The organism is Bacillus haynesii (assembly GCF_014042035.1).
Lineage (GTDB): Bacteria > Bacillota > Bacilli > Bacillales > Bacillaceae > Bacillus > Bacillus haynesii.
Window position 1 is genome coordinate 2,446,085 of record NZ_CP059494.1, and the last position, 12,009, is coordinate 2,458,093.

The following is a 12,009-nucleotide window of genomic DNA, read 5'->3' on the forward strand; positions in this document are numbered from 1 at the left end:
TCCCATTATAAACTGGCCGAGTACTGTTTCTTGCTTTGTTCAGACCTGCGTTTTCCTGGAAAACCGGTATAACTCTGTCATCTTTTGCGGCATACTTTTGAATGATGTCTCTGCTTGAAGCGTTATCGACGATAACAGATGAATTCTATCCCACATGCCGATATGATCAATTACTTCAAATTTTAATGTTATAATAGATTTTAAAACATGCGGGGATCGGGCTTAAAAAATAAAAATGGAGGCATACATAAAGTGAAAGAAGATGTAACTGACAACGATATACACGAACAAAAATTATCGAGAGGCCTAAAAAACAGGCATATTCAGCTCATCGCCATCGGCGGGGCGATCGGAACGGGGCTGTTTCTTGGTTCGGGGAAATCAATTCATTTTGCAGGACCGTCGATTTTATTTGCTTATCTGATGACGGGAATCATTTGTTTTTTCATTATGCGTTCTCTTGGAGAACTGCTCTTATCCAATTTGGAATACCATTCATTTGTCGACTTTGTAAGGGACTACTTAGGCGACATGGCGGCATTTATAACAGGGTGGACATACTGGTTCTGCTGGATTTCGCTCGCAATGGCCGATTTAACCGCGGTCGGGCTTTATACCCAATACTGGCTCCCCGATGTACCGCAATGGCTGCCCGGATTGATCGCCCTGATCATTTTGCTGATCATGAACCTGGCAACCGTCAAGCTTTTTGGAGAATTGGAGTTCTGGTTCGCATTAATTAAAGTCATTGCGATATTGGCGCTGATCGTGATCGGCCTTTTCATGATCTTCAAAGGATTTTCCACCCATTCGGGCACTGCCGCTTTTCAAAACCTTTGGAGCCACGGCGGCATGTTTCCAAATGGACTGCACGGATTTCTCCTTTCATTCCAGATGGTTGTCTTTGCGTTTGTAGGCATCGAACTTGTGGGACTGACAGCGGGAGAAACGAAGGATCCAGAAAAGGTCATTCCTAAAGCGATCAACAATATCCCCGTCCGGGTTTTGCTTTTTTATATCGGTGCGCTCCTTGTGATCATGAGCATCTATCCGTGGGATGTCATCAATCCTAATGAAAGTCCGTTCGTCCAAGTCTTTGCAGCGGTCGGCATCATTGCGGCTGCAAGCATCATTAATTTTGTGGTGCTGACATCGGCGGCTTCGGCAAGCAACAGCGCAGTCTTCAGCACGAGCCGGATGATATACTCGCTCGCGAAAGAACATAATGCGCCCGGCGCTATGACCAAACTGACCTCCCGCAAAGTGCCGAGCAATGCATTGTTCTTCTCAGCGGTCGTGATTTTGATTGGCATAACGCTGAACTATATCATGCCTGAACAAGTGTTTACGCTCATTACAAGCATTTCGACGATATGCTTCATCTTTATTTGGGGAATCACCGTCATCTGCCATTTGAAATACCGCAGAACAAGACCGGATTTAGCGAAAACAAACAAATTCAAGATGCCGCTTTACCCGTTTTCAAATTATGTGGTTCTCGGTTTTCTTGCGTTTATCCTCATTGTGCTCGCACTGGCGAAGGACACCCGTGTTTCCTTATTTGTCACGCCGGTTTGGTTTATCATGCTGATCGCAATTTACAAGCTGAGGAAACCTAAGTCACGGCAAGTGTAGAAAAAATGCGAATCGCCTGCAGAAAGTTCTGCAGGCTTTTTGTATGGCTCTTGATGTAAAATCAAAAAGACAACAGCCGCAGGTCGCACATCATTTCAATAGTCAGCCGCTTAGGCAGAAAGGGGAAAACAGATGAAAATCAATCAAATTGTAGATTTGTCAGTATCGTTAAGAGGTGATATTCCGTCTGACCCGCCGGGGTTTATTCCTGAAATCGAATATGCGGATCATAAACAAGGAGCCAATCAGATGGTCCAGAGCTTTCCCGGGCTTTCTTCGGAAGATCTTCCCGGCGGAGAAGGCTGGTCGCTGGAAAAAGTGAAGATGTCAACGCATGCCGGAACGCATATAGATGCTCCATACCATTACCGTTCGGTTACAGATGACGGCAAGCGGATGATCACGATTGATGAAGTTCCGCTTGACTGGTTTCATGGCCCCGGCGTTAAGCTGGATTTCAGACATTTGAAAGACGGGCATATCGTTACCCCTGAAGAAATCGAACAAGAACTTCACAGAATCAACCATGAACTAGCTCCTGGCGACATTGTTCTTGTGAATACGTCGGCCGGCGCCAAATACGGTCAAAACGATTACCTGGACAGCGGCTGCGGGATGGGGCGCGAAGCAACGCTCTATTTAACGGGACGCGGCGTGCGTCTAGTCGGAACTGACGCTTGGAGCTGGGACGCTCCATTCAGCATGACCGCCAAGCGCTTTGAACAGGAACAAGACCCGTCGATTATTTGGGAAGGTCATTATTCAGGAAGCACCATTCCTTACTGCCAAATTGAAAAGCTCGCCAACCTCGATCAATTGCCTTCCACCGGATTTTATGTCATGGCTTTTCCGGTAAAAGTTGAAAAGGCGTCTGCCGGATGGGCGCGTCCGGTTGCGATCCTTAGCGGTGAAAACGCATAAGGGGAAACGTCAGCAGCCTTTGGTTTGTGGGGATTCCGGATAGACAGATATAAAAAATAAAAGCAGACATCAGCCTGCTTTTTATTTTTGTTCGATATTCAGTCATAATACTTGCGTAAACAAACAATGAAATGAATACAAGAAACATGCGACTCCAGCCATCACGTTGAAGGTTCCCGATTTTTCATTGTTTGATTTCAACATCATGAAGAACAAACCGGAAAAGAAAAATCCGATAAACCAGCCGATTGGGATTTGGACAAAAGCTAAAATAAAACCAACAATCCCTATCGTTTGAAAAACTTGAGGTGCAAATTCGCGCAAAAGTATTCCCGCCCTTTGTTCAGAAGAAATCCGCTCCTTTTTTTGTATCATATCACATCTCATCAACAAAATAAGGAAAACAAGTGAATCTTTTGCTATTCAAGTTTAAGCCAGGCTCAATATTTATTTTTGATATGATCTTAAAAAAGGAGGTTTGATTACAATGAATACCTTATGCCGAAGCAAACAGGCTCCATTCGAATACACCTTATCTCTGATAGGTGGTAAATGGAAAATGCGAATCCTCTATGAGCTGGCGTGTGAAAAAACGATGAGATACGGGGAACTTAAACGGGCGATGCCGTTAATCACCCATAAAATGTTAAGTTCTCAGCTGAAGGAGTTGCAAACTGACGGTCTGATTAATCGGGCGGAGATTTCTCAAAATCCCCTCAGAGTGGAGTATTCGTTATCAGACAGAGGACTGTCTTTGTACCCTCTCATAGATGAAATGTGCAGATGGGGACAAAGAGAAGGCTTTCCTTATGAGTAAAAAATACTTACAAAAAAGTGCGTACTTGTTTCCCGACGGGAGGAATTTTATACTGATTAAAAATCATTTGTAAGGAGAACAGGATGACAAAACAAATCTATATCATTCATGGTTACAGAGCCTCCTCAACCAACCACTGGTTTCCTTGGCTGAAAAAACGTCTGCTTGCAGACGGACTACACGCAGAAGTTTTAGACATGCCTAATCCTCACCAGCCAAGGCTTAAAGATTGGCTTGATACGCTCTCTTTAAATAAACACACATTAAATGAACATACTTATCTGGTTGCCCACAGCCTGGGGTGCCCCGCCATTTTGAGGTTTTTGGAACAAACGCAATTGCATCAACCACTTGGCGGAATCCTACTCGTTTCCGGCTTTGCCAAGTCACTGCCCGATTTAAAGATGTTAGATGAATTTACAGAGGAATCGTTTGATTTTCAAAAAATCATTGAGTCAGCTAAGCATCGTGCTGTCATTGCCTCTAAAGACGATCAAATTGTGCCATTTGCATGGAGCAAAGATCTGGCACAACAAATTGACGCTAAGCTTTACGAAGTCCAACACGGGGGTCATTTTTTAGAAACCGACGGATTTACTTCTTTGCCTATTGTTTATGATGTTTTAAACTCCTATTTCTCAAAAGAAACTTGCTAAAAACAATAAAGGATATTCGGTTTTTATGGCGGAGAAGGGCTTAGAAGCCGCCCTTCTCAAATTTTTTAATAATTTCCCTGTCTTGAAGGGGTCTGTTATTTAACGGGTTATATTCAAATTTTTAACCAACCAAGGCTTTATCAATGACAGAACCGTTACAGGCTGCATAGCTTTGGTGTGATCCATATCATTTCCGTTTAAGATCTTTATATCCCATCCAAGGTGTTCTAATTCTTGTTTATTTTTTTGAAGTATACCGATAATATCAACTGTTACATTACCGAAGTTTTCTCCATAAACAATTGTGTCTTTTTCCCCAGCAAACGCCAATCTCGGAATCATTAATTTATGTTGAATGCCCCGATCATCAAATTCCATCAAATTTTCGTACATTGTAACAAACTGTTTTGTTTGATTCGCGTCCATCCTTACCTGTATGTTATCCCAATCAACCTTTTCTGGACTGATAAGGTTTTGTTCATCAATAACAGAAGAATGTTGTTTACTTAAAGTTTGTTCGTATGTTTGATTTGTCACTACCATCATTTCTTTATATGGACCATCTATTGGCGGAAACCCACCCATGATCAAGCTTTCTAACCTGTCTGTCCGAATCGCTAATTGTAACCCTACTAAAGCCAACCAAGAATATCCATAATAGCTAAACTTCTTAACATTCATTTCATTAGCAATTGTTAGTAGATCTTTCACTATGCTTTCAGGTGTGAGACTCTTTGGATTCGGCTGTTGTAGACGATGTCCTTCGTAGTCGAAATATAAAATCTGAAACGTGTCCATGAGTCCCTCAACAAAATGTTTTCCTGATTCAGGGTCTACTCCCCATAACTTTAAGTTTTCAGCTTCTTGTCCATATACAGATTCTTTAGCAACAGGAAGCATGATTGTTGGAGAGTCGGGGTTCCCAACTAAGCCAACTTTTATCTCTGATTCATCGGTTAGTTTTATGTTTTTTTCCATTTCCACCACTCCTAAAGTGTTCATACAATCATCATATAACATTCATGCAATCTTTCGGATTTCTGCTTCCCGCCCTTTATATATTGGGGATTAGTTTGAAATATGTTATTGTAGCACTTGAAGGTTTTACTTTAAAAAGGAGTTAACAGTAAATGAAGACATACACCCCTAAACACATTGCAAATATCTTAAATGTTAGTACCACAACTTTGAGAAGATATGAAGAACAAGGTCTTATTCCTGTTGTCCCAAGAACAAAAAGTAATCACCGTTTCTATACGCCGATACACTTCCAAGCTTTTACCACCATTAGAGCTTTATTAAAAGGATATGACATACCCATTGTTTACGAAATCATGAGAATGAGTAAAAATGCAAAATTTGAAGAAGCCCTTTGGCTGGTTAATGAACAGCAATATCATATTCAAGCGGAGAAACAGAGGGTCGAAGAAATACTAACGATGATACAAAATGCCGATTTTACTAAATATAAAAATGTAAAATTAAAAGAATATATGAATATTGGAGAGGCTGCAAAAATAGCGGGCGTGAATACTTCAGCGATCCGTCATTGGGAACATGAAGGTTTAGTCCATTCAGAAAGAAATAAAGAAAACGGCTATAGAATGTTTTCAATATCTGAACTGCGTAAAATACTGGTTATAAGCAGCTTGAGAAAAACCGTTTATTATATAGAAAATATGAAGAGTTTATTACATGAATTGGACACACAAGACTATGGCAAAATCGAACATTCCTTTCAGTTGGCTTTACAAAATTTGAATAACCAACTATTAAATCAATTGAAAGGCATCGCAGAACTGATAAAATATATACAATTTCACCAAGAAATCAACACCTAAAATTGTGATAAGCACATCTTTACTTTGATCGATATCTCCTGATCAAAAGGCAATCCCACTATATGTTCAAAAATCTCTGCCCATCAAGTTTTCGGTTGAAATAAATAAGCCGATTCCTTAGTGCAAGGAAAATCGGCGTAACTTTTCTATCAACCTTACATTCCCTCAATGATGTCGCTAAGTGAGTTATTTAATTCAATAAGCTGTTTTTCTATAGGTGTAAATTTATGATTTAGTCGTGTAATTAAATACAAATCGACGTATCTATAAGATGATGGAACTTCTAAATAATTATTGATATTGTAACGATCTACTATGCGCTTTGAGACTAAGGAAATTCCCATACCCATCAATGCAAATTGCACTAAGGATTCTGGATCGCCCACTTCAATGATTTCCCCCTGTTGAATGTTCAAATCTTCAAAAATATTACGTAATAATGAGAGATACAAGCACTTATCTGATAATACAAGTACGTTCTTTCCGTTTATATAATCGTTAAATCTCGTATATTGATCTATACCTTGGCCTATGATGACCAATTCTTCATATCCTACTTTTTTATAACTTATCTTTTTATTGTTTAGCGATCCAATCGTATAAGCAACATCAACTTTTCCAAGAAGAACTTGATTCTCAATATATTCAGTTGAACCTGTTTTTAGTGTTACCGATAAATCAGGATATGTGTTATAAAGTTTATTTAAAGCACTTGAGAATTGAGTTCCACCGACTGATATCATCGTACCGATACGAAGTTTTTCATCGTGTTTTTTCATGATATTTTCGGTTTCTTCCCAAACGAACAGTATTTTCTTATATTGATGATATAATTTTTCTCCCTCTTTCGTTAGTTTTACTCCTTTTGAATTTCTGATAAACAGTTGTTGATTATAATGAGCTTCGATTTTTTTTATTTTTGCAGTCATATTGGATTGAAGGTGATTCAATTTAATTGCAGCAGCAGATATGCTTTTTAATTCCGCAACTGAAACAAAAGCTTTCATGTTTTCAATATCCATTCACATTTTACCACCCATCAAAAATAGTGATAAAACCATCATAACTTAACATTTAAAATGATGCCTAATTTTAATTATACTCGATCTAAAGATAATGGCTTCTATATTGGAGGGATAGCTAATGAAGAACAACGTGATAAAAACAGGGATTATCGGCGGATCTTTGAATAATCAATGGGCTAGCCAAACCCATATTCCGGTATTGAAGGAAAATCCTTTTTATGAAATAACGGCGATTGGAACATCAAAAATGGAAACCGCAAAAAAAAGTGCTATGATGCTTAAGGCTTCCTATGCTTTTACAGATTATAAGGAATTGGCACAATCAAAAGATGTTGATTTGGTAGTCGTCAGTATAAAGGTTCCTTTCCATTATGAAGCTTCGCTTGCAGCCATAGAAGAAAATAAACATATTTATTGTGAATGGCCTTTAGGTATAGATACGATGCAGGCTGAAAAACTGGCAAAATTGGCAGATGACGCGAACATTCATCATGCGATTGGATTACAGGGAAGGCAATCTCCAGAAGTTAATTATTTAAAGCAGGCAATCAAACAGGGGGAAATCGGCAAAGTCATCTCCTGCACGATGCAGGTAGCAACACAAGGAAAGGGAGGAATAACAGATGAAAGAAGCAGTTACCTTTTAAAAAGAGAAAATGGGGCGAACCTTCTTACAATCAACGGTGGTCATTCGCTTGATGTGCTTTGTTATATCCTGGGTGATTTTAAAGAATTATCAGCTGCAACCAACATCCATTATACAGAAGCCGTCATACAAGAAACTGGTATAAAGATACCAAAAAACACAGCTGACCAAATTTTAATACAGGGGACGCTCGTTAATGGTGCTTCGGCCTCTGTACATATTCAGGGCGGAGTTTATCCAGCTTTTCAATTAGAGATTAGAGGGGAAAAAGGTGTTTTGCTTTTAACACAGAACAATTCCTCGGGGCATGTACAATTTGGGAATCTCAAAGTCAAAAAGATTACACATCCTAATGGTTTGCTAAATGCTGAAGATGTTTATTCTGAAGAAGTAAAAATATCCTCAGTAAAGGATCATGGTGCAAGAGGCTATGTTGAAACTGCTTATACTATTTTGGCGGAAGATATATTTGAACATAAAAGCCAAATTCCAAACTTTCATGACGCTGTCAAACTTCACCGGTTGTTAGACGCCGTTCGGAAGTCGGCAAAGACCGGTAAAAAAAATACTCTTATTAAATGAGTAGGAACCGTATATCTTTTATTTATATGGCCCTTGCACATGCTTATCAAGCTTGAGCAAATGGTTATCCTAAAACGCTATTATTTCTTTTATATTATGGTTTTTTTTTGTGAATCGAGGTTGTAAACAAACTTATAAACAGTTTTCTTGTAAAAAAGGCCAAACTCCAAATGTTGTGGGTGTTAGCTTGATGGGCATGTCCGGAGATAAAAAAACATACCAAAAGGATTTGGTATGTTTTTTCTTAGGAAACCCCTAATTAATGAATATTAGGTTTTCTAAAATTACTGCCCTTGACTTCAGCTACGTCATATACAGTAACAAAAGCATTTTTATCAACTTCATTAATGATTTCCTTTAATTTGGTGTCTTCTAAACGGTTGATGACACATGTAATTTCTTTAAATTTCTCGTGGGAAAAACCCCCGTAAGCTTCTTTATATGTAGCACTTCGGCCCAATTGATCTCGTATTGTCTCAACCATTAATTCAGGTTCGCTTGTAATGATTTGAAAAGTTTTAGATCCGCTTAACCCTTCCTCGACAACATGAATGACTTTGGACGCAATGTAGTAAGCAATGACTGACAGCAACGCTCCCTGCAAGCCAAATACAGCGGAAACAAAAATAAACACAAAAAGGTTAAAGAATAGAATAAGATCGCTCGTTCCAAATGGCAACTTTCGCGATAACAAAACAGCAAGCATATCAATTCCGTCCAATGCCCCGCCATTACGGAGCGCCAACCCCATTCCAAATCCAAGGATGATCCCCCCGACAACAGTGACTAACAAGGTATCCCCTTCGATGATAGCTGGAGTGTGGTGCATAAAGCTTGTCCCTGCTGCAAGTGATGCGATTCCGATAATGGATAATACCGCAAAGCTTTTCCCGATTTGCTTATATCCCAGCCAGACAAATGGGATGTTTAAAGCCGCGATAAGTATCCCAAGCGGCAAATCAAACAGTTGTGAACCAACAATGCTAAGTCCTGTCACTCCGCCATCAGATACACTGTTTGGAATCAGCACTGTTTCCAATCCATATGCCGCTATGATTCCTCCGATCATAACCATGATGACTTTGAAAATCATCTTCGCTCTAAATTTCCTATGTTTTTCGATTTTATTCATGTCATTCCTCATTTCAAATTTTACGTTATATTTTAATATACCATAACAGATTTTTTCTGTTAAAAAGTTTAATCATGTATTTTGGTAAGCGGGCTGCTGCTCAACTCTCCAAACGGGTCTTAAAAATAAGGTAACCCTTTATGGCTTGGAACATTCTCGGCAGTTTGCTGACCGTTTAGATGACTTGTTTTATGTAACTACAGTAAAACAAAAAAACCAAGGCAGTAAATTCCTTGGTTTTCCTATAATTTCCGTCGAAACAACTTGAACCTTCACAGAAGTTCTCTGCTATCAGCTGGATACGTGACTGCTTTTGAATATTTCAGCGCGAGCTTATATTTTTCATCACTGCCGCCAATTGCTCCGAATTGGGATCTCCTTCATTTTGCAATTGATCAATGATGTTCATGTAATCTGTATCTTTTCGGTTCTGACTTAATTTATATGCAGCCTGAATGTTTTCCACCCGAATCTTAAACCCGACAATCGCTTTCAGTTGATTTTCTAATAGTTTAGGAGAAAGGTTATCCCATAAAATTGGATTTTCTCGATGCTTTTCGTATTTTTCCATCATGACTGTTAGTTCTTCTATTAATTCATCTCTCTCTAAAATGCTTGCTTGACCGTATATATGGACGGCTTGATAATTCCATGTTGGAACTTCTTCATGCCCATACCAGGAAGAAGAAATGTATGCGTGCGGTCCCTGAAACATAACAAGCACATCTTGACAGGTTTCAAAAGTTCTCCATTGCGGATTTCCATAAGCGACATGGCCAGTGATATAGCAATCATCATCTTTTTTATTGAACCCCAAGGGCAAATGAGTGGCAATTGGCTTCCCTTGTTCTGTCGTAACGATCGTGCCAAAAGAGTTTTTTTGGACAAAACCCAAAATTTCATCAACATTTTCGACTTTAAAATATTTTGGAATATACATCGTCATCCTCCTTTTAGAAAAGTTATAGGAGTGTTTTGGTCATGATAAAGTCCGTTTGCTCTTCATCACCCATATAAAAAGAGTGGGCATCGGTTTGCACAAACCCCATTTTCTTATAAAAAGCAATCGCATTTTCGTTTTTTTCCCATACACCAAGCCAGATTTTCTTTTTATTCAGTTCCTTCGCAATTTCCAAAGCTTTATTGAACAGATATTTACCAAGCCCATGTTTTTGAAATTTGTTCTTGATATAAATTCTCTCGATTTCAAGTGATTCATCACCCATTTTTTCAGACTGGGCTTCATTGATATTGACCTTTAAATATCCAGCGGCTTCATTGTTACAATAAACAAAAAAGAATTGCGAAGAGCTATTGGATAATTCTTTTTCTAATTGTTTTAAGTTAAATGCCTTTTCCAAGTAGGCTTTCATATTTTCTGGCGAGTTCTGATGCTTAAATGTCTCATTAAATGTTTCATAACAAATGTCCTGAAGCTTGTGTAAGTCTTCAAGGGTACACCTTTTTATATTTACTGTCATTTCAATCTGCCACTCCTTTACGCTGTCAATAATTTCTCTTGTTCCCCTTTTTCACGAATTCCCAGTCTTTTTCTACATTTTTTCTTACTCTTTGAAGAAGATTGAAGATGGTCTCCGCTTCCCCCTCGGAAAACCCCTCTAATGCGACACGATTCGAATAATCATTTTCTCTTTTTATAAAAGGAAATACCTCATTCCCCTTTTCCGTCGGAAAGAGCTTTTTTATTTTTTTGTTATGTTCATCATCTCTCCGTTCAATAAAGCCCTTCATTTCAAGTTTTTTTATGGCACGGGCTGCGGTGGTCCGGTCTACTTTAATCATCTCAGCCAGCTTCTCCTGAATGATTCCCGGGTTTTCGCATATTCGGACAAGGTACAAATATTGCCCTTTTGTCAGGTCATGTTCTTTAAATTCGATATTGCTTATAGAATCCAATGCTCGGGCAATCATTCCAATTTCGCGCAGAATAGCCTTCATCATAAACTCCTTTCGAATTTTTTGTTGCAAATGCAATATAAATGCCGTACATTAAATATATCGGATTTTTGTTGTATTTGCAATAAAAATAAAGAGGTCGAGTCAAAGTGAAATATGTTTTTTATGTAATAGGAATTTTAATCTTAACCCTTGGGATTGCTTTCACGATTCAATCAGATCTTGGCGTTTCACCTTTTGACGCATTTTTGGTGGGACTGGCCGTACATGCGGGGCTTACTGTGGGAAGTTTGGGAAGTCATCATTGCTTTGCTATTAATAGGCTGCAATTCGTTTTTAAAAAGACAAAGACGGGAAGTTTCGGGGATGCTAACGGCGTTTATAACCGGTATCGGCATTGACATGTGGCTTTTTTTGTTGCATTTTTTTGTGACACCAGAACAATGGTACAGCAAAGTGATTTGTTTTGGAATCGGCTTGGTTGTTACAGGATTGGGAACCGCGACATACTTATACACAAATTTTGCCCCGATGCCAATTGACGGTTTAACATTCATCATAAAAGAATTAACGGGAACCAGTATATTTGTTTCGAGAACCATCATTTACCTCGTCTTCTTGACAGCGGGCGTCATGTTAAAAGGACCGATTGGCATCGGAACTTTATTAACCGTTTGTTTAGGGGGGCTGGTCCTTCATTTCTTTACGCCGTTTGCTGGAAAAGTATTGGGGCGCTTTACAGACACTCGTACATTACGATAAAGAATGTTTTTAATGCCACTCCCTACTTTTTCACAGAACTTTTATTGAAAATCATTAATATGATTCCGGATGCTA

13 protein-coding genes and 1 pseudogene are annotated in these 12,009 nt (G+C 39.0%); 7 read left to right on the forward strand and 7 right to left on the reverse strand.

Going from position 1 to position 12,009, the window contains the following annotated elements; translation table 11 throughout:
* Positions 1-252: 252 nt before the first annotated feature.
* Both H2R00_RS12060 and H2R00_RS12065 read left to right on the forward strand, forming a co-directional pair.
* Positions 253-1,635, forward strand: coding sequence for an amino acid permease (locus H2R00_RS12060; protein ID WP_182069208.1), 1,383 nt, complete (start codon positions 253-255; stop codon positions 1,633-1,635).
* Positions 1,636-1,767: 132 nt separating this feature from the next.
* Complete coding sequence (locus tag H2R00_RS12065; protein ID WP_182069210.1) at positions 1,768-2,556, forward strand: cyclase family protein; 789 nt, start codon at positions 1,768-1,770, stop codon at positions 2,554-2,556.
* 102 nt (positions 2,557-2,658) lie between these two features.
* On the opposite strand, the gene H2R00_RS12070 is transcribed toward H2R00_RS12065, so the two are convergent.
* Complete coding sequence (locus tag H2R00_RS12070) at positions 2,659-2,931, reverse strand: hypothetical protein (RefSeq protein ID WP_244958231.1); 273 nt, start codon at positions 2,929-2,931, stop codon at positions 2,659-2,661.
* A 112-nt stretch (positions 2,932-3,043) separates the two neighbouring features.
* Here H2R00_RS12070 and H2R00_RS12075 point away from each other — a divergent pair, with 112 nt between their 5' ends.
* Together H2R00_RS12075 and H2R00_RS12080 are read left to right on the forward strand one after the other, a co-directional pair.
* Positions 3,044-3,373, forward strand: a complete 330-nt coding sequence (locus H2R00_RS12075; RefSeq protein ID WP_154995515.1) for a winged helix-turn-helix transcriptional regulator — start codon at positions 3,044-3,046, stop codon at positions 3,371-3,373.
* An 83-nt stretch (positions 3,374-3,456) separates the two neighbouring features.
* Positions 3,457-4,029: an alpha/beta hydrolase gene (locus H2R00_RS12080; RefSeq protein WP_154995513.1), complete on the forward strand. Its 573-nt coding sequence runs from the start codon at positions 3,457-3,459 to the stop codon at positions 4,027-4,029.
* Between the two features lie 99 nt (positions 4,030-4,128).
* Here the strand turns inward: H2R00_RS12080 and H2R00_RS12085 are convergent, their stop codons facing one another.
* Positions 4,129-5,007 carry an alpha/beta fold hydrolase gene (locus tag H2R00_RS12085; protein WP_182069212.1) on the reverse strand — a complete coding sequence of 293 codons (879 nt, stop codon included), beginning with the start codon at positions 5,005-5,007 and terminating at the stop codon, positions 4,129-4,131.
* Positions 5,008-5,159: 152 nt separating this feature from the next.
* Between H2R00_RS12085 and H2R00_RS12090 the strand changes: the two genes are divergently transcribed.
* Positions 5,160-5,870, forward strand: a complete 711-nt coding sequence (locus H2R00_RS12090) for a MerR family transcriptional regulator (RefSeq protein WP_182069214.1) — start codon at positions 5,160-5,162, stop codon at positions 5,868-5,870.
* Positions 5,871-6,025: 155 nt separating this feature from the next.
* Here H2R00_RS12090 and H2R00_RS12095 read toward each other — a convergent pair whose 3' ends face one another.
* The gene (locus H2R00_RS12095; protein ID WP_182069216.1) at positions 6,026-6,892 is read right to left on the reverse strand and encodes a LysR family transcriptional regulator; all 867 of its coding nucleotides are present in this window, start codon (positions 6,890-6,892) and stop codon (positions 6,026-6,028) included.
* Between the two features lie 121 nt (positions 6,893-7,013).
* Between H2R00_RS12095 and H2R00_RS12100 the strand changes: the two genes are divergently transcribed.
* Positions 7,014-8,123, forward strand: coding sequence for a Gfo/Idh/MocA family protein (locus tag H2R00_RS12100; protein ID WP_182069218.1), 1,110 nt, complete (start codon positions 7,014-7,016; stop codon positions 8,121-8,123).
* A 259-nt stretch (positions 8,124-8,382) separates the two neighbouring features.
* On the opposite strand, the gene H2R00_RS12105 is transcribed toward H2R00_RS12100, so the two are convergent.
* From H2R00_RS12105 to H2R00_RS12120, 4 genes are all read right to left on the reverse strand, one after another.
* Complete coding sequence (locus tag H2R00_RS12105) at positions 8,383-9,255, reverse strand: YitT family protein (protein WP_182069220.1); 873 nt, start codon at positions 9,253-9,255, stop codon at positions 8,383-8,385.
* 322 nt (positions 9,256-9,577) lie between these two features.
* Positions 9,578-10,195, reverse strand: a complete 618-nt coding sequence (locus H2R00_RS12110; protein WP_182069222.1) for an FMN-binding negative transcriptional regulator — start codon at positions 10,193-10,195, stop codon at positions 9,578-9,580.
* Positions 10,196-10,217: 22 nt separating this feature from the next.
* Complete coding sequence (paiA, locus tag H2R00_RS12115) at positions 10,218-10,736, reverse strand: spermidine/spermine N(1)-acetyltransferase (RefSeq protein ID WP_182069224.1); 519 nt, start codon at positions 10,734-10,736, stop codon at positions 10,218-10,220.
* Positions 10,737-10,761: 25 nt separating this feature from the next.
* Entirely contained in the window at positions 10,762-11,214 is a 453-nt protein-coding gene (locus H2R00_RS12120; protein WP_182071068.1) for a MarR family winged helix-turn-helix transcriptional regulator, read from the reverse strand.
* A 107-nt stretch (positions 11,215-11,321) separates the two neighbouring features.
* Here H2R00_RS12120 and H2R00_RS12125 point away from each other — a divergent pair.
* Positions 11,322-11,934, forward strand: a pseudogene (locus tag H2R00_RS12125) (YczE/YyaS/YitT family protein).
* Positions 11,935-12,009: the final 75 nt, after the last annotated feature.

Excerpts from the sequence above, each read along its gene's own strand:
- H2R00_RS12105 (WP_182069220.1), bottom strand. The coding sequence starts at position 9,255 with ATGAATAAAATCGAAAAACATAGGAAATTTAGAGCGAAGATGATTTTC.
- H2R00_RS12100 (WP_182069218.1), top strand. The coding sequence starts at position 7,014 with ATGAAGAACAACGTGATAAAAACAGGGATTATCGGCGGATCTTTGAAT.
- H2R00_RS12075 (WP_154995515.1), top strand. The coding sequence starts at position 3,044 with ATGAATACCTTATGCCGAAGCAAACAGGCTCCATTCGAATACACCTTA.
- H2R00_RS12095 (WP_182069216.1), bottom strand. The coding sequence starts at position 6,892 with ATGGATATTGAAAACATGAAAGCTTTTGTTTCAGTTGCGGAATTAAAA.
- H2R00_RS12065 (WP_182069210.1), top strand. The coding sequence starts at position 1,768 with ATGAAAATCAATCAAATTGTAGATTTGTCAGTATCGTTAAGAGGTGAT.
- H2R00_RS12120 (WP_182071068.1), bottom strand. The coding sequence starts at position 11,214 with ATGAAGGCTATTCTGCGCGAAATTGGAATGATTGCCCGAGCATTGGAT.
- paiA (WP_182069224.1), bottom strand. The coding sequence starts at position 10,736 with ATGACAGTAAATATAAAAAGGTGTACCCTTGAAGACTTACACAAGCTT.
- H2R00_RS12080 (WP_154995513.1), top strand. The coding sequence starts at position 3,457 with ATGACAAAACAAATCTATATCATTCATGGTTACAGAGCCTCCTCAACC.
- H2R00_RS12085 (WP_182069212.1), bottom strand. The coding sequence starts at position 5,007 with ATGGAAAAAAACATAAAACTAACCGATGAATCAGAGATAAAAGTTGGC.
- H2R00_RS12090 (WP_182069214.1), top strand. The coding sequence starts at position 5,160 with ATGAAGACATACACCCCTAAACACATTGCAAATATCTTAAATGTTAGT.
- H2R00_RS12070 (WP_244958231.1), bottom strand. The coding sequence starts at position 2,931 with ATGATACAAAAAAAGGAGCGGATTTCTTCTGAACAAAGGGCGGGAATA.
- H2R00_RS12110 (WP_182069222.1), bottom strand. The coding sequence starts at position 10,195 with ATGTATATTCCAAAATATTTTAAAGTCGAAAATGTTGATGAAATTTTG.